Annotated in this window: 18 protein-coding genes; 2 read left to right on the top strand and 16 right to left on the bottom strand. The window is 35.7% G+C overall.

Features of this window, described 5'->3' with window-relative positions; genetic code table 11:
• The 15 genes from MHH96_RS14450 to MHH96_RS14380 form a co-directional block, all read right to left on the bottom strand.
• Complete coding sequence (locus MHH96_RS14450) at positions 1-441, bottom strand: hypothetical protein (protein ID WP_047939909.1); 441 nt, start codon at positions 439-441, stop codon at positions 1-3.
• Entirely contained in the window at positions 425-1,906 is a 1,482-nt protein-coding gene (locus MHH96_RS14445) for a UDP-N-acetylmuramoyl-L-alanyl-D-glutamate--2,6-diaminopimelate ligase (RefSeq protein WP_047939908.1), read from the bottom strand. The genes MHH96_RS14450 and MHH96_RS14445 overlap by 17 nt, the downstream gene beginning before the upstream one ends.
• 313 nt (positions 1,907-2,219) lie before the next feature.
• Positions 2,220-4,130, bottom strand: a complete 1,911-nt coding sequence (locus MHH96_RS14440) for a stage V sporulation protein D (protein WP_144544179.1) — start codon at positions 4,128-4,130, stop codon at positions 2,220-2,222.
• 501 nt (positions 4,131-4,631) lie between these two features.
• Complete coding sequence (locus MHH96_RS14435) at positions 4,632-5,537, bottom strand: nuclease-related domain-containing protein (protein WP_047939906.1); 906 nt, start codon at positions 5,535-5,537, stop codon at positions 4,632-4,634.
• Between the two features lie 121 nt (positions 5,538-5,658).
• Positions 5,659-7,782 (bottom strand): penicillin-binding protein, encoded by a 2,124-nt coding sequence (locus tag MHH96_RS14430; RefSeq protein WP_047939905.1) that lies wholly within the window; start codon positions 7,780-7,782, stop codon positions 5,659-5,661.
• Between the two features lie 3 nt (positions 7,783-7,785).
• Entirely contained in the window at positions 7,786-8,145 is a 360-nt protein-coding gene (gene ftsL, locus MHH96_RS14425; RefSeq protein ID WP_047939904.1) for a cell division protein FtsL, read from the bottom strand.
• 24 nt (positions 8,146-8,169) lie between these two features.
• Positions 8,170-9,102 (bottom strand): 16S rRNA (cytosine(1402)-N(4))-methyltransferase RsmH, encoded by a 933-nt coding sequence (gene rsmH / locus MHH96_RS14420; protein WP_047939903.1) that lies wholly within the window; start codon positions 9,100-9,102, stop codon positions 8,170-8,172.
• 63 nt (positions 9,103-9,165) lie between these two features.
• A complete protein-coding gene (gene mraZ, locus MHH96_RS14415) occupies positions 9,166-9,597 on the bottom strand; it encodes a division/cell wall cluster transcriptional repressor MraZ (protein WP_047939902.1) in 432 nt (143 codons plus the stop codon).
• A gap of 534 nt (positions 9,598-10,131) precedes the next feature.
• The gene (gene bshC, locus MHH96_RS14410) at positions 10,132-11,766 is read right to left on the bottom strand and encodes a bacillithiol biosynthesis cysteine-adding enzyme BshC (protein ID WP_047939900.1); all 1,635 of its coding nucleotides are present in this window, start codon (positions 11,764-11,766) and stop codon (positions 10,132-10,134) included.
• 302 nt (positions 11,767-12,068) lie between these two features.
• A complete protein-coding gene (locus MHH96_RS14405) occupies positions 12,069-12,464 on the bottom strand; it encodes a DUF3397 domain-containing protein (protein WP_047939899.1) in 396 nt (131 codons plus the stop codon).
• A complete protein-coding gene (locus MHH96_RS14400; RefSeq protein ID WP_047939898.1) occupies positions 12,457-13,374 on the bottom strand; it encodes a 2-dehydropantoate 2-reductase in 918 nt (305 codons plus the stop codon). The genes MHH96_RS14405 and MHH96_RS14400 overlap by 8 nt, the downstream gene beginning before the upstream one ends.
• A 535-nt stretch (positions 13,375-13,909) precedes the next feature.
• Positions 13,910-14,479 (bottom strand): RsfA family transcriptional regulator, encoded by a 570-nt coding sequence (locus MHH96_RS14395; RefSeq protein ID WP_047939897.1) that lies wholly within the window; start codon positions 14,477-14,479, stop codon positions 13,910-13,912.
• 128 nt (positions 14,480-14,607) lie between these two features.
• Positions 14,608-15,057 carry a DUF523 domain-containing protein gene (locus tag MHH96_RS14390; protein WP_047939896.1) on the bottom strand — a complete coding sequence of 150 codons (450 nt, stop codon included), beginning with the start codon at positions 15,055-15,057 and terminating at the stop codon, positions 14,608-14,610.
• A 144-nt stretch (positions 15,058-15,201) separates the two neighbouring features.
• Entirely contained in the window at positions 15,202-15,375 is a 174-nt protein-coding gene (rpmF, locus tag MHH96_RS14385) for a 50S ribosomal protein L32 (protein ID WP_016200993.1), read from the bottom strand.
• A gap of 93 nt (positions 15,376-15,468) precedes the next feature.
• Positions 15,469-15,981: a YceD family protein gene (locus MHH96_RS14380; protein WP_047939895.1), complete on the bottom strand. Its 513-nt coding sequence runs from the start codon at positions 15,979-15,981 to the stop codon at positions 15,469-15,471.
• 471 nt (positions 15,982-16,452) lie between these two features.
• On the opposite strand from MHH96_RS14380, the gene MHH96_RS14375 reads away from it, so the two are divergent.
• The gene (locus tag MHH96_RS14375; RefSeq protein ID WP_047939894.1) at positions 16,453-17,667 is read left to right on the top strand and encodes a nucleotidyltransferase; all 1,215 of its coding nucleotides are present in this window, start codon (positions 16,453-16,455) and stop codon (positions 17,665-17,667) included.
• A gap of 115 nt (positions 17,668-17,782) precedes the next feature.
• Here the strand turns inward: MHH96_RS14375 and MHH96_RS14370 are convergent, their stop codons facing one another.
• Complete coding sequence (locus MHH96_RS14370; protein WP_047939893.1) at positions 17,783-18,574, bottom strand: patatin-like phospholipase family protein; 792 nt, start codon at positions 18,572-18,574, stop codon at positions 17,783-17,785.
• A gap of 209 nt (positions 18,575-18,783) precedes the next feature.
• Between MHH96_RS14370 and ylbJ the strand changes: the two genes are divergently transcribed.
• A complete protein-coding gene (ylbJ, locus tag MHH96_RS14365; protein WP_047939892.1) occupies positions 18,784-20,004 on the top strand; it encodes a sporulation integral membrane protein YlbJ in 1,221 nt (406 codons plus the stop codon).
• Positions 20,005-20,047: the final 43 nt, after the last annotated feature.

Below are 20,047 nucleotides of genomic sequence, written 5' to 3'. Positions count from 1 at the left end.
TTAATTCCCTCCTTTCACTTGATTGTTTGTATTTAATACATGCTCTCTAATTACCGCTATATCATATGTTTCTATATGGGAATTCAGACTGTTTTCTTGCAAAAAAATAAATTTAGTTGTTTTTTCTTGTGCTTGTAATTGTTGCTCGTAAATTTTGCTCATTTTTAATATGCCTTCCTTTAAATCTTTTGTATAAAAAATTGGAAAATGATTAGGTGTATAGGTTGGGAGTTCCATCCCCTCTTCCCAAATCGCTCCAATTGCTCCATTTGTTATAGCAGCACTCAAATCACCAGAGTTATCTTTATATAATGGAATAAACAGTCCTTTTGGCTGTTCGCACTCTGCTAAGAATGACACGGTTTGAAAACGCAAATCTTCTTTCACAAACCCTTTTGCTTCAGGTATAGCCTGGAGGATTAATTTATAGGACAGTGTCATTTTTTCTCTCCTCTATCGCTTCTTTTGCAACTAAACGGTCATCAAAATCTAACACTTTAGAACCAATAATTTGATACGTTTCATGGCCTTTCCCTGCAATTAGAATAACATCATCAGGCTGGGCTTGATCAACAGCAAAGGCAATAGCCTCTTTGCGATCAGAGATTATTGTATAATTCTGTTCTCCCTTAACTCCTTGCTCCATATCTTTTAATATGGCAAGCGGATCTTCACTTCTAGGATTATCGGAGGTTAGGATAGCATAGCTCGCTTCCTCACAAGCAATTTTCGCCATTAAAGGACGCTTCGTCTTGTCTCTATCTCCCCCACAGCCAACGATTACATATATGTTATTCTTAGCAAATTCTTTTACCGTTTGCAAAGCGTTTTGCAAACTATCAGGTGTATGTGAATAATCAACGATCACTGAAAAATCTTGGCCGGCATTAACCGTTTCAAATCTCCCTGCGACTCCTGCTACCTTTTCAAGTGCATTGATGGTCACTTCCATTGGAATATTACTTGCAATTGCAGCACCAATGCTTGCTAGTGTATTATACACGTTAAATTTTCCAACCATTTTCAACTGGACAGAATGTATGCCAAGCGGAGAATGTAAATCGAATGATGTACCTGCTGCCGTGATTTTTATATTTTTTGCCATTATATCAGCTTCTGTATCAATTCCATATGTTAGAATATGAGCCGCTGTAATGGTTTCATACTCATTTGCTGCTGCATCATCTTTATTTAGAATAGCAAATTTCGGCTTTTCAGACGAAAAGGCATTTCCCAGTCTTGTAAAAAGCAATCCTTTCGCTTTTTTATATTCTTCCATCGTACCATGATAATCTAAATGATCTTGACTAAGATTGGTAAAAACAGCAATATCATAATCACAGCCAAATACTCTGCCTTCTACAAGGGCATGGGAAGATACTTCCATAACTGCTGTATCAACTTTTTGTTCCACCATTTGATGAAACAGCTTCTGAAGTGTCACAGCTTCTGGAGTTGTATTTTTTGTTTCTTGTATTTCCTCACCGATTTTGGTATACATCGTACCGATGATTCCTGTTTTTTTATGCGCCTCTTTTAATATAGCATCTATTAAATGGCTAGTTGTTGTCTTTCCATTTGTACCTGTTATCCCAATAAGCTGAAGCTTTTGGGTCGGCTTTTGATAAAATACATCTGCAAGCACACTACTAGCTCTTTTTGTATCTTTTACAATGATAACTGGAATAGGCAAGGATAAACTTCTTTCTGCTATGACAGCGACTGCCCCAGATTCGTATGCTTTTTGGGCAAAATCATGACCATCCACTGTATATCCTTTTATACAAATAAAAAGACTGCCATCTGATACTTTGCGATTATCATTCTCTATTGATTTTATTTCCACATCTTCTCCGGTATAAGAAGTGTATGGCTGTAAACTCTCAATAAGTTTTTTTAATTGCATCGCTTTTTGATTCCTCTTTTCTCTAGCTCTATATGTAATCTTTGATTGCTCATAAATATTAATTATATACTAAATAATGAACCAGCCATATAGATTATACAATTTTCTTAGCGTATATTATTTTACATGATTAAAAAAAATTTATCTATGTTGTACCTTATTGTTGGAGAATTTATATTAGAAGAATAATTTAAGATAGAGGAAAATTTTAATTATGTACATACGAGCTCGATTCCAGTATTAACAGGATCTAGAGGCTTTTTTTATAGGGGAAAGAGAAGCGGCACGTATTATTCGGCCGCCTCTTATCCAATTAATTAAACTGAATCAAAATGGTTGATCCTTCCTTCACTTTTGTTCCAGGTTCTGGAGACTGCTTAATCACCGTATCCCCGCTTCCGCTTGAATCAATTTTAAGATTAATAAACATTTCACTAATATCTTTTTTCGTATGCCCAACAAGGTCTGGCACTTCTATTAATGGATTTTCCGGATATTTATATACTTTGTCAATTTGATCTTTACGCGGTTCCACACCAAGGGCTCTCAAACTATCTCCCATAATCGCACCAACAATTGGAGCAGCAACCGCACTACCGAATTGCACCGTTCCTTTTGGGTTATCTACTGCCACGTACACAACTAATTCAGGATCATCAGCAGGTGCAAAGCCGATAAAGGAAAGAATATAGTTATTTTCTAAATATCTTCCACCAGAAGCTTTTTGAGCCGTCCCAGTTTTTCCACCAACTCGATAGCCTTCCACAAAGGCCTTTCCTCCAGATCCCTTTGCCACAACATTTTCTAATGCCCGTCTCACTTCTTTAGATGTTTCTTCAGAAACTACCTTTCTCTTTGCAACAGGTTTTTTCTCCATAACTACTTCACCTGTAGATGGATCAATCAATTCTTTTGCTACATAAGGAGTATATAAAGTACCTCCATTAATTGCGGCAGATAGTGCCGTAACTTGCTGAATTGGTGTTACGGCGACACCTTGACCAAATGCTGTAGTCGCTTGCTCCACCGGGCCTACTCTGTCCATGTTAAACAAAATCCCTTTTGATTCTCCTTGTAAATCAATTCCTGTTTTTTGCCCAAATCCAAAATCACGAATATACTGAAACAGCTTATCTTTGCCAAGACGTTCCCCTAATTCTACAAAACCAGGGTTACAAGAATTTTGAACGACCTCTAAAAACGTTTGCGAGCCATGTCCTCCTCGCTTCCAGCATTTAAGTTTTGCTCCACCCACTTCTGCATACCCTTTATCATAAAAAGTGTCCTTATCTAAGTCCACTTTTCCTTCTTCTAAAGCTGCTGCCAATGTAATAATTTTAAAGGTAGATCCTGGTTCATACGAACTCCATATCGGTAAATTACGATTATAAACAGTGGAATCCACATTTTGAAAATCAGATGGATTAAAGCCTGGTCGACTTGACATTGCCAAAACCTCGCCAGTTTTTGGGTTCATCGCAAGTGCGATAATCGATTCAGGATCATAGGTTTGTTGAGCTATATCCAATTCTCTTTCTACAATCGTTTGAATTTTTGTATCAATAGTAAGGACTAAATCATTCCCATTTACCGGAGCTTCATAGGCATCAGCCATATCATTCATTCTCTGCCCTTTCGCATCCGAATAATATTGAACAGATCCCTTCTTTCCCTTCAACTCATCATCATATTCCAGCTCTAAACCTATTAGCCCTTGATTATCAATACCAGCAAACCCTAATACATGGGATAAATAATTTCCAAAAGGATAAGATCGCTTTGAATCTTCACCAATATATACACCGTCTATATCAAGTGCACGAACTTTTTTGGCTTTTTCATGCGTGATTTTCCTGCCTTCTTTTAAGCGAACACTCATCTCCCTTTGAATAATCTGCTTATAAACAGATTCCTTATCTGCTTCTAATACTTCTGCAAGCTTTTTAGCGGTGTCGGCTGGATCTTTAATTTGGCGTGGTACTATATAAACCGTTGGCGCACTGACATTAGTGGCAAGCGCTATTCCATTGCGATCCAAGATCTCTCCTCGTTGTGGCTCAAAAGCAATTTGTCTACTCCATAAATTTTTCGCTTTCGTTGTAAGCTCGTCCCCTAGAAAAAATTGAACATACGCTAATCTTGTATCAATTATTAGAAAAATAACTATCCCAGCAACAAGCGCTATCAACAATCGCTTCCGAACGGTTACGTTTGAAACCCGCATACAGATGGAACCTCCTTTATACTAACTCAATTGAAATATATGCTTGTACGAATCGGAATAGAACGGGGAGTATTGGTTAGTTGGTTTGTAAGGAGAGAGGGGATTTTGTGAGGAATTTTTTTTGCTGAAAGCACTTTTCCTGCTTCTTCCGGTTATTTTGGTGTTCATCTCCTTTATGAAAACCACTTTTCCTGCTTCTTCTGGTTATTTTGGTGTTCATCTCCTTTATGAAAACCACTTTTCCTGCTTCTTCTGGTTATTTTGGTGTTCATTCCTTTAATGAAAACCACTTTTCCTGCTTCTTCTGGTTATTTTGGTGTTCATCCCTTTGATGAAAACCACTTTTCCTGCTTCTTCTGGTTATTTTGGTGTTCATTCCTTTGATGAAAACCACTTTTCCTGCTTCTTCTGGTTATTTTGGTGTTCATCCCTTTGATGAAAACCACTTTTCCTGCTTCTTCTGGTTACTTCGGCGTTCATCCCCTTGTTGAATACTGTCTTTCACTCATAATACGCCCACTGATGTACACCAATAAGCCTATAATGCTTATCTAATATTCTCTTAATCCTTCGCATTCCTCCCGATATCAGACACCAGTCATGTATTTCTTTTGTCGTTATCTTTCTTTCTGGAAAAAGCAGCTTAAATTCTTTAACACTTCGTAAAACAGCTAACTCCAAGCTTTCTGTATATCCACATACATCACATTTGATCATTGCACTTTCTGTTGAAATGAACAATGAGTTACATTTATCGCAAAGGATTCCTTTCTTAAGTTCTTCATAGGTATAACTTGGCATTCTTCGATAAGGTGATTCATCCATATGAAGAGCGATCAACTTTTCAGCAAAGACCGCATGCTGTTTTTTTACTTGTGATTTATTTTTTTCTAATAATTTAACATAACGATTTAATTGGTTAGGATAAATGCAAGGCAAATGAAGTGGAGCTTGATATAAGATAAATTCAGGGTTTATAAAAACAACGTGTGGAATAATTGTAATGGAGTAACCAAGCTGGTGAACTAATTGTCTTAATAATGAATCGGTTCGTTTTAATTGAGTAATAGGATTATTGATTTCTACTTTATTGTTTTTCTTATAGAATCGATCATTTTCATAATAAAAGTCACCTTCATAGTTCTTAATTTCATAGAGATGAAGTGCATCTCCTTCTATCAATAAGGAGTCGATTTGAAATGTCGTCTGGTGTGATTGTAATAATAAATCATTTAATATAATACTATTTGGGGCTAAATCCTTTAAATACTTATCAAACTTCCTCTCTCCTTCCCAGCCTTTCCCTTGATTTAAGTACTTTGTCTTCAATTCATTAGATAATTCCATTCGGCTATTTAATGATTTTAATAAAGCTAATTCCAGTGGTTCCCTTCTTTTCTTATACAATTTTTCACCCTCCTATTTTACTGAAGCATTACAAACGAACGCTTATTTCTAGTATACAATACCGCGTCCATCTCCAACAAAAAAGCTTCACTACATCTCAAAAATGTAGTGAAGCTCTCTCTTACTCTGGTTCTTTTAACTTAACCGATACCTTATCGTTTTCTTTAACCTTAGACCCTGCTTTTATACTCTGAGAGGACACATATCCACTGCCGGAACTTTCAAGTTTCAGCTTATTGAGGTCCACTACTTTTAAAACATCGCGTAATGACCAGCCCTTCATATTAGGAACTGTTTCTTTACCATCCGTCTTTAAGATTACTTTCTCGCCTTTTAGATAAGTATCTCCTTTGACTGGAAGCTGTTCTTCCACTGTCTTGCCGTCTCCGATAATAACGGCATTCAGCCCTTTATCCTCTAGAATTTTCTTCGCCTCTTCTGCAGTCATTCCACTTAAATTGGGGATTTCAATCGGCTTCGAAATTACTTCTTTTGTTGGTACTATATCCATATACTGCAGACTGCTCTTCATGACTGAAGTGAAAATTTCAGCGACTGGTTCAGACCCAGTTTCCGTTTCCTTTAGCTCTGGCTGCTGAACAGCAACATACATTATTAATTCAGGATCATCCTTCGGAGCCATACCTAAAAAAGAAAAAATGTAATCATTTTTACCTTCTAAATAACCGCCGCCGCTTTTAGGAATTTGTGCGGTTCCTGTTTTACCGGCAACATCATATCCATCAATATTGAATTTTTTGTAACCCGTCCCTTTTTTACTCGTAATAACTGTTTCAAGAATATCGCGGACTTCTTTGGCTGTTTTTGCAGAGATTGGTGTTCCTGCCACTTGCGTCTCGCCTTTTTTGATGATTTTCCCTGTATTTGGATCTTTAATCTGTTCAATAACGTACGGCTTCACCATTTTTCCATCATTGGCAATAGCTGTTGCCGCTTGAATTTGCTGAATTGGTGTTAAAGCTGTACCTTGACCAAAAGCAGTTGTAATTTTTTCTATTGGCCAATTAAATACAATCGAGCTATTTGCTTCTCTTGGTAGGTCGATTCCAGTTGGCTGATCAAGGCCGAATTTTGTTAAATACTCTCTGAATGTCTCAAAGCCGATTTTTTCCTTGGCAAGTTTCGCGAACGCTACATTGGAAGATCGCTGAACTCCTTCTAAATAAGAAATCTTTCCCCAACCAGCTCCATTATTATGATCTCCTATTCCTTCATATCTGCCTGACTGATAATAGTCGTTTGGATTGAATACTCCTTCTTCCACCGCTGCAGCTAAAGTAAATATTTTCATAGTGGATCCTGGTTCATAATTGGTTTCAATTGCTTCATTATGCCAGGAAGCTGTAATACCTTCTCTTGTTTCGGGATCAAAGGATGGTCTTTGACTCATCGCTAATATTTCTCCTGTTTTCGGATTAGCTACAATCGCAATCATTTTTACAGGATTATATTCTGCATTTACCTTATTCAGCGTATCTTCTAAAAAGGATTGGATTTTCTTATCAAGTGTCAAATAAACATTCTTGCCATTTTGAGCAGGCACGATTTTATCCTTACTGTTTGGCAAAATATAGCCCCAAAAATCTTTACTATACTGCATACTGCCATTTGTACCTGTCAGCATTTTATTTAAACTTTCTTCAATACCTAATCTGCCTGTTTCCTTACCTTCATCCTCTTCTAAATAGCCGATAACATGGGAAGCAAAGATTCCATTCGGATAAAAACGCTTTTTCCCTTCGACAATTTGAATACCAGGAAGCTTTAAATCTTCAATTTTCTTTTTCGTCTCATAGGAAAGATCTTTTCCGGCCTCCCCAAATTCCACTTGTTTTGCGCCCTTTTTGGTTAAAATTCTATAAATCTCCGATTCTTTTAAATCGATATATTTTGCTAATTCTCTAGCTGTCAATTCGGGATCCGCAACATGAACATTTTTATCCAGATTCTTACTCAATGATTCATCTGTTACAGCAACTAGCTTATAGGAAACTGCATCCTCTGCAATTACGTCCCCATTGCGATCTAATATACTTCCTCTTGAAGCCTCTAGCACACGGGAAGTGTTATGTTTTTTTTCTGCTTGCGCAGCTATCTCTACTCCTGACACTTCTCCTGTCGCCTGAATATAGACAAACCGAATAACTAAAACAAAAAAGAGCAGACAAAAGAAAACAAAAAGGATGGCTGCTCCAAAATTAATATTAGGTTGTTTTCGGATCATTGCTTAATGCACAACCTTTACATTGTCTTTACTAAAATCTAAACCTAATTTCCCTGCTACTTTGCGTAAGCGTTCAAAGCTGCTTAAATCCTTTACTTGTGTATCTAATTCTTTGTTTGACTTTTCAAGCGAATTAATGGAGCTTTCCGCTACTTGAATATCTTTATTTACTTGATAAATCTCCGATTGATTGCTTACAATTTTTACGCCGCCAATACAAATAATGACTACAAAGGCAATTCCTAAAATCTTCTCTCCAGGAGATAATAATGATTTAGTCTGTTTAATAACCTTTTTAACCGACTGCTTTTCTTCTTGTTGTTGATATTGATCCTGCTGCATTTTTCTTGCTAAGTTGCTCATTTAATTACCTCCTGCACCCTTTGGTTATTGTTTTTCTGCAACACGTAGTTTCGCTGATCTTGCTCTGTTATTAAATTCTAATTCTTCTTCAGATGGGATAATCGGCTTTCTAGTAATTAATTTCAATTCTGGTTTAAACTCATCTGGAATAACCGGTAGTCCTGGCGGCAATGGCGGCAGATCACTCATCTTTTTAAATGTCGACTTACAAATTCTGTCTTCAAGGGAATGGAAGGTGATAACGCTGATTCTTCCGCCTGGATTTAGTAACGTAATGGCTTGCTCTAACGAAGCTTCAAATACGCCAAGTTCATCATTAACTGCAATTCGTATTGCTTGAAAAACTCTTTTTGCAGGATGACCGCCTTTTCGTCTAGCTGGCGCTGGAATAGCTTCCTTAATTAATTCAACCAACTCTCCAGTCGTTTCTATTGGGCGATTTTCTCTTGCTGCCTCAATTTTCCTTGCTATTTGTTTAGAGAATTTCTCCTCTCCATAACGAAAGAAAATTTTAACTAGTGATTCATAAGACCAAGAATTAACAACATCATATGCAGTAACATCCGCTTCATTATCCATACGCATATCAAGAGGTGCATCATGGTGATAACTAAATCCACGCTCAGGAGTATCCAATTGCGGGGAAGATACACCTAAGTCATAAAGAATTCCATCTACATGTGTAATCCCTAAGTTGTGAATTTCTTCTTTTAAATAGCGGAAGTTACTTTTGACAATCGTCAATCTGTCCTTATATGGGGCTAATTTTACTTGTGCATTTTTTATTGCTACTTCATCTTGATCAAATGCAATTAACCTTCCACTGCCTGATAATTTGGAAAGAATTAATTCGCTGTGCCCTGCTCCACCTAAAGTACAATCCACATAAATTCCATCTGGCTTAATATCGAGAGCATCGACAGCTTCATTCAGTAATACTGTTGTATGATTAAACATGAATCCACACCTGTCTATAAATTTTTCTTGTAGGTAGTATTTATTATGTACATAGTGAAAAAATTAAATATCAAACCCAATCATATTTTCTGCAATTTCTGCAAAAGAATCCTCTGATTCGGAAAAATAATTTTCCCACTCTTGTTTATCCCATATTTCAATACGATTAGAAACACCGAGAATAACACATTCCTTCTCTAACTGTGCATATTGAAATAAGGGGGAGGCAATATTAATGCGACCTTGTTTATCAATTTCACATTCTGTTGCTCCGGAGAAGAAAAATCGGGTAAATGCTCTAGCATCTTTTTTGGTTAAAGGTAATTGCTTGAGCTTGTCTTCAATTATCTCCCATTCATTAAGTGGGTAACCGAAAAGACATCGATCGAGGCCACGGGTTAGAATAAAGGTTTCACCTAAGTTCTCTCTAAACTTCGCAGGAACAATGATACGTCCTTTTGCATCAACATTATGATGATATTCACCCATAAACATACCCTTGTCCCCCACTTTCTAACCTCAATGTACCACATTCCCCCACTTTCCTCCACTATTAATTTTAATTCTATCTATTTTGTATATTTCCTGCAACAAAAATAATAATTTTGAAAAGAATAAACGGGGTTCTTTATCACTACTTTTTGAGAATTGGCTGTTTATTTTCTAAAAGACAAAACTAAAGGAGGGAATGAAAATGCGTTATAACAATAAAAAAACCGTCCTATAATTAGGACGGTACAGCTTGTTGACAAAAGGAATTTAGGAAATGCAAATGGAATTATTATGCATTGATTGGAATGGAAGGGGTGAGACTCTTTGGGATCTGCGAGACAGTCTGAGATTCTGCAGGCCTTTAGGCCGAAGCGGCTCAGCGCGAGCCCCACGGAAAGCGTACCCCTGCAACGGAAATCAATTCTTATTTAAAAAAATGTATATGTATAAACTAAAACAAACTCCTAATTACTGAATTAGGAGTTTGTCGACAGTCTGAACCGTCCTATAATTAGGGGGTAATCATTCTTTTCTTCCTTATAATTTAATAACCTTATGTGTTCCATCAAAGGCCATCGGCAATTCCATTACATCTTGAATAAAATCCATTCCATATTTATTTAAGAAATAGGTGATATTCCAGACTCTTTCTTGGGGAGACCCTTCTGGCTTTAAATTTTGTTCAATACGGTTAAATTTATTTACTAGTACTTCATGCTTTAATTTTACGGAAGCATCAACTTTGTTCTGCAAAAATTCAAGCTGGCTTACTAAAAAATCTTCATTTTTTTCTAATAACGGCAGCAAACCTTTATACTCTGCCTTCATTTCCTCTTCCACTTGATCATATTTCGTTTTAATTACCTCTTTTATTTCATTAAGTATCTGTTCAATCCGTTCATTTGAGACAGACTTTAAAAATTCCGCACATCTTTCAGAAGTTCCATTAACAAGAACATCCTTTATTGATAATTTTAGTTCCTCTATGTCTGCTTCCACGCTTCTCTCTAAGAGCGTAATATTTAAGCGAGGAATAACTGGCGGCATTTTAATTCCTAAGTGTTCAAAAGCCTTTTTAAGTTCCGCCCAGTACGCAATCTCTCCAGGTCCGCCAATAAATGCTAACGTAGGAAATAATAAGTCTTGCGTTATTGGTCTCGTTACGACATTATTGCTTAGCTTTTGAGGGAATTCACTCGCAATCTCTATTAACTGTTCCATAGTAAAGGATACTGTTCTATCTTTCCCGATAAAACAATTTTCTATTTCATCGTATTGCAGCAATACTCTTTCTTGCTCTACTTCATCATAATAAAACAAGTTAACAGGATTTTCTGCCATTTCAATCACAAGCGAATATCCCTTCTCCTGTACTAACTTTTGTTGTTCTGAAACGGAATCTGCTAATTTTTGAAATTCATTAATTTGTTTAAGGAAAATTTCTTTCTCCAACTTGCGAATCTCTTTATCACCAGAATCAACCAATAGTAATCCATAATCTTGGAATAAACTCATTGTAATATAGCTAAAGAAGTCAACAATCGTAGTGGATTCATGGACAGCATTGTGCAAAAGTTGCAATAAAGGCTTTGAATGATCTGTTTCACCATAGGATTCGACGATTTTTTCCAGCCATTCTATACAGACCTCTTTTTCCAGCAATATATCGGAAGCCATTCTTTTATCCAACACTCTTTGTGGATAAACTGCCTTCTTCATTTTTTCCTTACCTGGTGTATAAATATGATTAATTTCTAAATAATCATGGTCTTCTCCCGCTACCCAGAAAACTGGTACAACCGGAATACCTAATTCTTCTTCTTTTTGTTCAGCTAACAGGATAATACTAATTACTTTATGAATAGAGTATAATGGACCTGTTAAAACACCCGCTTGTTGTCCACCTATAACAACTACACTGTTTTCCTTTCTTAATTTAGAAAGGGATTGCCTCACCTTTTCCCCTTGAGGGAACTTTTTCATGTAATCTTCGATATAATCTGCAAGATCATTCCTCATAAAAGTTCTCGTTTCTAATTCTTTAACTCTCTTCTCATAGCTACCATTATCAAGATAAGAATAATGAAAAAAGTCTTCCGCACTATTCTTTTGTTCTAAATAATCTGTTACGAATTTATTTGCCACAGGCAAAGAGAGATTCATCATCTCCATCTATGTACTTCCTTTCTCCAATTCGAGTTTTCCTATATATGTATTTTCTCCTTATTAAAGACTCTTTCTATAGTGGGAGTCCAACCACGAGCTTATCATCCAGCTGCTTATAAAAAGCATTCATTTTATTTCGCTACATAGAAAAGTATAGCATCCCTTTACTATAAAAGAAAAAAAGTTGCTTATAAGCCTTTATCTTTTCGATTTATCTTCTTATTAGCATCTTCCAGATTGAGTCCACCTATTCATTCTAAGTAGCAATGACTTGCTAAACATTTAAGTTATTTTATTGTAATCAACTATTATACCATTCCAAGTGTTCTCCATATAGATAGGAAAAGACCATAAACGAGCAATACAATATATAAAAGGAAAAAAAGAAGAAAGCTTACACGCCAAATTCCTTTAAATACTTTTTTGTATTGTATTTCCTCTTTAAACTTCCAATGAACAATAACAAATAACATGCCAATCAACAAGATAAATATCACAATATACAATAAGACCGAAGTATGCCAGATAGATTGTATAAGAAAATGGACGGAAACAATAAAAAAGATGGTACTAATATCTAGGGCTAGATGTATAGATAGACGATGCTTTTTTGTAATCAACTTACTAATAACAAAAACAATAAACAATGTAAAGATTGGAAAAACCACGAGAAAACTAATGAGATGTGAAGTTAGATTAATCATGGATAAACACCTCTCTTTCTCGTTCTTTTCCCTTAATCATCAGATAAACCGCATTTGCAATAGGCACACTCTGTTTTTTCTTTTTTGCTTCTTCTATTATGTATCCTAAGATTGCATCTATTTCCGTAGGTCTTCCCGCCTCCATATCCTTTAGCATCGAAGATTTATTTAAAGTTGTTTTTCCTATGACTTCCATACAATACTCTCGATAGATTTTTTTTTCAGATTCGGTTATCGTTAAAACCTCTAATACCTCATTCATCAACATAGTCATCAATTGAGAATAATAAGCGTTTTCCAGCAAAAGACCATTTGGCACCAGCAAAATACTAGTTAAACTATTTACAATACAATTTACGACTAATTTTTTTTGCAGCATTATTTCATATTTATGTTCCATTATAAATAAAAAGTCTTTATTAGTAGCTGTTGTGAGCGTGGTAACTATATCGTCCATTTTTCCTTTTATACAAGCTATTTTTATTGCTCCTACACCAGTATGAATTACTGTTTGCTCATCTTCTTTCATCGCTCCATGTTCGACAATACCTATCAATATATTAGCAACTCGCGAATTCCTAATTGTCTCTATGTGTCCCATTCCATTTTGCAAAAAGCACATTGCTTTTATTTTATCGCCCATTTTTTCCATCTTCTCGTAAATGGACGCTAGTTGATATTGCTTTACTGCGACGATCGTCAACTCTTCTTGTCCATTCCACTCTTTAAAAAACCGTACGCGTACTGTTCGATTTTTCTTTTCGTCATTTGCTTTATAATATATTCCTTTCTCTAGGATTCGCTCGTATTGCTGCTTTGACCGAACATATAAGGTGACATCATGCTTTTCCTTTAACTGGTATGCACATAATAAGCCAATTGCCCCAGCTCCAATAATTGCAATTTCCATTAGAAGCTCCTTTATCGTTTCAAGTTATCGTTAGTTATATATTAACATTTTCTGAAATGTTTGTAGTACGAAAATCACAGGAATAGAAAAAAAATAAAATATGATGCTTGCCTCAAAAACGAAAGAAAAGCTAAAAGACGAGTGCAATCACATAGTTTTGAAAGATAATCTATAAAAGAGTTTTTTAAGGTTTAATAATATAAAAAGGAATAAAATTAGAGAAGAATGTTACAACTTAATGGGGAGGATGCGGTATTATACTCATTGGATAGATTAAAACACCAACAAATTGATTTTGTTTTCTTTTGCATATGAAAGATTAGAGATTTTAATTGACTTATATAAAGCAGCCGCCCAGATTCTCCTTGTGAGTCAAGTGAATCCAATGATTCTCCTCTGCCTCACCTTTTTATATACAGGAGTCGAGCGGATGCTTCCTAACTGACAGGATTCCTCCTGCAATATAGCATATTTATTTGACCATGTTATTATAGATATAGATCCCATTAGCATTTTAGCTAAAGAAAAACTTTACTTACACCTTGGGAAGTTTATCCTCATCTTTAAAAACCACCATTTGCCTTGCTTTTTCCATCAGCTCCACTAATGCTTTATAAGCGCCTTCCATGGAGTCTAATTCACTTTGCAACGCTTCATTTTCCTTCTTTAATATAGCTAGCTTTTCCTCTAATACCTTCGTTTTCTCTTTAACGGTGGAAGAGTCAATATTTTCTTGCTCCCACTTAGTTGCTTTATCATATAAATCTTTTAAATATAACATCATTTCATCAAATTGATTCTGTATAGGAGCTGGAGATATAGCAGGCTGAACAGCAGTTACTTCTTCTTGAGAAAACTCTTCTGCTACATTTGTCTTTTTCAATTGCTTTCTTTGTTTTTTGGCAAGTTCGATACCAGATTTATATTGTTTGCGTACATATGAATTCCAGCGAAATCCACATGCTGCACTTGTTCTTGATAATAATTTCCCCACTTCTTCAAATGCTTGAAGCTGTGTACCGCCTTCTCTAATATGACGAAGAACAATTTCAGCAAGTAAAATATCTTCATCTTTTGACCAAGCATCTTGTCTCGTTGTTGTCATCAGTATACCCTCCTAGTGTTTTTTATTCATACATATGCATCTACTAGAAAAGATAGACTGATTTATTCATATTACAAAAAGAAAAATTAGCAGCATGCAAAAAGAAAATTTGCTACTTATAGACCTAGTTAAGAAAATAATTCGTCTTCTGACACCACTTTGATACCGTTTCTTCTTAAAAGCGCAGTGGTTACACCCACACCGCCCATTTTTGTGCCATCAAAGTTCCCTGTATATATACTACCACTACCACAAGAAGGACTATTTTCTTTTAAGACTACCATTTCCGCCTCCAAGTCTTTAATAAAAACTAAGGTTTTATTAGCCCCTTCGATATACATTTGCGTCACATCATTCCCTTTAGCATCTTTAACAAATGCTTTTCCATCAAGAACATCATAACCATCCCCTCCGACTATCTCAGCTGGTTCCCTCGGAGTAGAGAAGCCTCCCAATAATTCCGGACAAACCGTTCTTATGTTTTCTTTTTTTATAAACTCTTCTATGTTGGTATCTAAACAATCCGTCCCATTATACCGAACTTTCAGACCTGCTAAACAAGAACTTATGACAATCATTGCTTATCACCTCATATTATGTATTTCTTCTAACTTTCAAAACTTCCTTTTATTTTACTTCAGCTATTTTTGTAATAATAGCTATAATATGAAAAAAAGCACAAGAACTTAAGTTCTTGTGCTTTTAATCAACAAAAAAGATAATTAGTTGCTTACAACTTCTTTCCCTTTGTATGTTCCGCAAGCGCTGCATACACGGTGAGCAAGTTTCATTTCACCACAGTTAGGGCATTCTACCATACCAGGCACTTGTAATTTAAAATGTGTACGACGTTTTCTCTTTGCAGTTTTAGATGTTCTTCTAAAAGGTACAGCCATTCGTCCCACCTCCTTAAAGAGTATTAAGAAAGTAATGAGAAAAGATATTTCCAATCTCACATTTTTCTTTTGCATAATTAATTATGAGTTAATTTACTCATTTTCAAAAAACTTAGCAAGTCCTGCAAGACGAGGATCAACTTTCTTCTCCTGTAAATCTTGCTCTTGAATTACTTCCCAATCATTTCCTGATTGTGGAGCTCCCTCTTCTGTTACATCTTCACAGAAGACTTGCATCGGTACCTCAAGTAAAAGTATTTCTGCTATAATTGGCTTTAAGTCAATTACATCCCCTTTTACCTGATGAACTTCCTCTTCGTCTGTTTCATATTCCGAAACTTTTAATAGGAAGGTTTCTGTTGTTTCAACATTAATTGGATAATCCACGTCTACTAAAGTACGAGAGCAAGGTAGCACGAGCGATCCTTTTATATTTAAATGAAAAGTCACTTTCGTTGAATCAATATCCGTACATCCTGTTATATGAATAGGAGATACTTTTCTTATGGTCGGATCTGTTTCTTTGATCTCATCCATATTTATTGTTTCATCAATTGGCAATCCCTTACTTCGAAATTTTTGTAACTGGCTTAACGTCCATTTCATATATATCACCCCAAGGCAACAAAGGTAATTATAGCTTTCATATAATTATTTGTCAATATTTTTTCTTTACAGTAAATAATAAGAGATATGTCCTGAATCACGATCATATTTCGTGATTTCTTTTCTATTCTACCCATATTCATCAGAATTGCAACCAAAACTTCCTAAAATGATCTTGATTTCTCTCCCCCTTGCTTCCATTTAAGCTATTTTAGCAAAGCTTTACTTCAAAAATTCGTAGAATAGAAACTATATTAGAAAGTAGACAGCACTATTAAAACCCAGGATTATATTGCATCTTTGAAACCAGCATTTAGTCCTATTCTTTTACTGTTTCTCACATATAAATTTACAAGGAATCTTTTATATACTAAAACAGGCAGATCCATATAGGTTTCTCTTTTATAACCACTATTTTTAGGATAAACTTTTATTAATACAACCATAAAGAATATAGTTAGGGAGAATGTGATGAAAGCAGTTGGAGTAGTAGTAGAATATAATCCATTTCATAATGGTCATTTGTATCATATCCAAAAAGCGAAAGAACTAACACAGGCGGATATTGTGGCTGCTGTTATGAGCGGTCCTTTTCTGCAAAGAGGAGAACCTGCCCTTGTTTCTAAGTGGGCTCGAGCAGAAATGGCTTTGGAAAGTGGAGTAGATCTTATTGTGGAGCTTCCCTATGCTTTTGCCACACAGCATGCTGCCGTATTTGCTTCTGGCGCTGTTGATATTTTGCAAAGCTTAAGTTGTGATTTCTTATGTTTTGGCAGTGAATCAGGCAGCATCGATGCTTTTCAGCAGACTTTTACCCTGCTGCAAGGAAAAGGAATGGAAGAGGATTTACTTGTTAAGGGGTTTATGAAACAAGGAATGAGCTATCCGAAAGCTAAATCATTGGCGATAAAAGAATTAACAACTAGTGATGATCACACCGCGCTAAATCTTAGTATGCCAAATAACATCTTGGGATATGAATACTATAAGGCAGTGCATACCAATAAGTATCCCATGGAGATTTGCACAGTTGCCCGCATGAAAGCAGACTATCATGACAAAACATTTACTTCGGATACAATAGCTAGCGCAACAAGCATTCGCGAAGAACTATTGCATGATAAAGGAGACATAAGAAAAATAAAACCCTTCCTCCCCGCAAGTAGTTATCAATTACTACAGCAGTATAAGGAAACATACCTCACTTACCATACTTGGGAGAATTACTGGCACTATTTAAAATTCCGTCTCCTTCAGTCAACAGCAGAAGAGTTAGCTGCCATATATGAGATGGAGGAAGGTTTAGAGTATCGCTTCCTTAAATATGTAAAAACAGCATCCTCTTTTCACGATTTTATTCGTTTAGTAAAGACGAAAAGATATACATGGACAAGGCTGCAAAGAATTTGCGTACATATTTTAACAAATACCAAAAAGGCAGAAATGAGTTCTTCATTGAAGCCAAATTATATTCGTTTACTTGGAACAACTGTAAATGGCCGTCTCTATTTAAAAGAAAAAAAGAAGCAGTTTCAGCTGCCAATTATCAGCAAGCTTTCTGCTTTTGATAAAGAAAAAATCGCATTGGATATTCGCGCTTCGCAGATTTATGCTTTAGGTGTTCCTAATCTTGTTCAGCATCAACTATTAGAGATGGATTACACCAAACCTCCTATCATGAAATAATTCCTTTGTTAGGACTAGTTTTTATTAGTTGAAGTTCTTAATAAACAGCTTAAAGATTAAAGGCACTCCACTGTATTAAGCGAGAACCTTTAATCTTTATTTGTTCACTCTATAATTACTTTTTTTCATTCTTTCTTCTCTTTCTGATTTCCTTTTTAATCCCTTCTATATATTTTCTCGTTTCTGTTTCCCCTATTTCAATAATTTTCTCCAAATCAGTAAATGCCTTACTATTAAACATTTCAACAGGCGGCTTAATCATCACATTACTTGCAACCTCGCGTGATTCTACTAGTTCCATTTGCATGATATCTAATGAACGCATAATTACATCATAAATGTTAGAAATATCTGTATGAATGTTCACTTTTGCGACATCGACAGCAATTACAATATCTGCTCCCATTTCCTTCACAACTGAGACGGGAACACGATCGATTACTCCTCCGTCTACAAGCAATCGCCCGTCAATTTTTTCTGGAACAAATATACCTGGAATAGAAATACTTGCCCGAACAGCATCAGCAATTGGCCCTTTTGTGAAAACTACTTTTTCTGCCGTTAATAAATCAGTCGCAACAATGGCAACAGGGATATCCAACTCCTCTAAATTTTTTCCATAGGTAAACAAATGAATTAACTCCTTTACACGGTTCCCTGCGATAAACCCCATTTTAGGGACAGTAAAATCCAAATAGTATTTTCTTTTAAAGAACTTGGATAAAGTGTATAATCGCTCAATATCGGATCCTGCTCCATATAAACAGCCAATTATAGCCCCTATACTGCTGCCAGCAATATAATCTATTGGGATATTCTCTTCTCTTAGTATTTTTATGACCCCAATATGTGCAAATCCTCTCGCTCCACCTGACCCTAACGCTAATCCAATTTTTGGGCGTTCCATATTGTCCCACCTATTCTTTTCAAAATAATAATCTATATATTCTTATGGTCTTTTTTTTTATGTTATGAGTATATTGATTGGTAGAGGGATATTCTTCAGGCTGTTTGTGTACAAGTATTCTTTTTACTAAAAAGTTTCTTAAACAGCCTTTCTTCTATAAATAAGAATACTTACCTACTATTTTCTATTTGAAGGGGGAGCAATATAATTTGTTACGCTCAAAATTTAAGACAATCGTACTCGCTTTATCTGCATCCCTATTAGCTCTTGCTCTAATTTCTTTTCCAGGAGTTGCAGTTGACGCTTCCAAAAATGGACTAAACACATGGTGGACGATTGTTTTTCCTTCACTTCTTCCTTTCCTTATTTTATCCGAAATTTTAATCGGTTTTGGTGTAGTTCGTTTTATTGGTGTTTTATTGGAACCCATTATGCGACCTCTCTTTAAAGTTCCAGGTGTAGGCGGATTTGTTTGGGCAATGGGCATGGTATCAGGCTTTCCTACTGGTGCAAAATTAACAGCAAGAATGCGTGAAGAAAAACAATTAACAAGAACAGAAGCAGAAAGACTCGTTTCTTTTTCTAACGCTTCTAATCCGATGTTTATTATTGGTGCAGTTTCAGCTTCTTTTTTTCATAGTCCCAAACTAGGACTGCTTCTTGCCTTTTCTCATTATTTAGCCAACTTTACAGTAGGACTATTTATGAGATTTCATGGCAAGGACACAGAAATAAAGAAACAGGAGGCAACTGAAAAAGCCTCCATCAAAAGAGCGTTACGGGAATTACATCATACTCGGTTAAAAGACAAGCGTCCACTTGGAAAATTAATGGGAGATGCTGTAACTTCTTCGATTCAATCGTTATTAATGGTCGGCGGCTTCATTATTCTTTTTTCTGTTATTAATCGATTACTATTTCACTTACATATTACTTCTTTTGCTGCTAAATTGTTAGAAGCCGTTTTCCAGCTATTCACTTTTTCTGGCGAATTAGCGATTCCATTCATTGCTGGGATATTTGAAATTACATTAGGAAGTCAATTAACAAGTGATGTAGAAACTTCCACCCTTATGCATCAAGCAATCCTGACTAGCTGTATCCTCGGCTTTAGTGGTTTGAGTGTACAAGCACAGGTTGCAAGTATTCTAGCACAGACAGATATTCGTTTTAAACCTTTTTTTATAGCAAGAATAATGCAAGCAATCTTCTCTGGAATTTATACATTTATCGCGTGGGATTTCTTTAACAAAAACTTTTTGGCAAAAGATGCTCCAACGATTGCGATTCCAGGATTAAACCAAGAGGGAGCTTTCTTGCAACAAATATTTGAAAATATTAGCACATGGGGTCCAATTGTCACGATTATTTCCCTAATGATTTATTGTTTTATCTTAGTAAAAAGATTATCTCCAAGAGAAGAAGTATAAAAAGGACTTATTGCCAAAAAGATGTTAAAAATCTTTTTTGGGC

Origin of the sequence: Niallia sp. FSL K6-0212 (assembly GCF_038007605.1) — a bacterium.
Classification (GTDB): Bacteria; Bacillota; Bacilli; order Bacillales; family Cytobacillaceae; genus Niallia; species Niallia circulans.
The sequence above is the reverse complement of the archived record's forward strand: the minus strand, read 5'-3'. Positions and strand labels throughout refer to the sequence as shown.

Bases quoted from the DNA above. Each gene is read 5' to 3' on its own strand.
- MHH96_RS14450 (WP_047939909.1), bottom strand. From the start codon at position 441: ATGACACTGTCCTATAAATTAATCCTCCAGGCTATACCTGAAGCAAAA.
- MHH96_RS14445 (WP_047939908.1), bottom strand. From the start codon at position 1,906: ATGCAATTAAAAAAACTTATTGAGAGTTTACAGCCATACACTTCTTAT.
- MHH96_RS14440 (WP_144544179.1), bottom strand. From the start codon at position 4,130: ATGCGGGTTTCAAACGTAACCGTTCGGAAGCGATTGTTGATAGCGCTT.
- MHH96_RS14430 (WP_047939905.1), bottom strand. From the start codon at position 7,782: ATGATCCGAAAACAACCTAATATTAATTTTGGAGCAGCCATCCTTTTT.
- ftsL (WP_047939904.1), bottom strand. From the start codon at position 8,145: ATGAGCAACTTAGCAAGAAAAATGCAGCAGGATCAATATCAACAACAA.
- rsmH (WP_047939903.1), bottom strand. From the start codon at position 9,102: ATGTTTAATCATACAACAGTATTACTGAATGAAGCTGTCGATGCTCTC.
- mraZ (WP_047939902.1), bottom strand. From the start codon at position 9,597: ATGTTTATGGGTGAATATCATCATAATGTTGATGCAAAAGGACGTATC.
- bshC (WP_047939900.1), bottom strand. From the start codon at position 11,766: ATGGAGATGATGAATCTCTCTTTGCCTGTGGCAAATAAATTCGTAACA.
- MHH96_RS14405 (WP_047939899.1), bottom strand. From the start codon at position 12,464: ATGATTAATCTAACTTCACATCTCATTAGTTTTCTCGTGGTTTTTCCA.
- MHH96_RS14400 (WP_047939898.1), bottom strand. From the start codon at position 13,374: ATGGAAATTGCAATTATTGGAGCTGGGGCAATTGGCTTATTATGTGCA.
- MHH96_RS14395 (WP_047939897.1), bottom strand. From the start codon at position 14,479: ATGACAACAACGAGACAAGATGCTTGGTCAAAAGATGAAGATATTTTA.
- MHH96_RS14390 (WP_047939896.1), bottom strand. From the start codon at position 15,057: ATGATTGTCATAAGTTCTTGTTTAGCAGGTCTGAAAGTTCGGTATAAT.
- rpmF (WP_016200993.1), bottom strand. From the start codon at position 15,375: ATGGCTGTACCTTTTAGAAGAACATCTAAAACTGCAAAGAGAAAACGT.
- MHH96_RS14380 (WP_047939895.1), bottom strand. From the start codon at position 15,981: ATGAAATGGACGTTAAGCCAGTTACAAAAATTTCGAAGTAAGGGATTG.
- MHH96_RS14375 (WP_047939894.1), top strand. From the start codon at position 16,453: ATGAAAGCAGTTGGAGTAGTAGTAGAATATAATCCATTTCATAATGGT.
- MHH96_RS14370 (WP_047939893.1), bottom strand. From the start codon at position 18,574: ATGGAACGCCCAAAAATTGGATTAGCGTTAGGGTCAGGTGGAGCGAGA.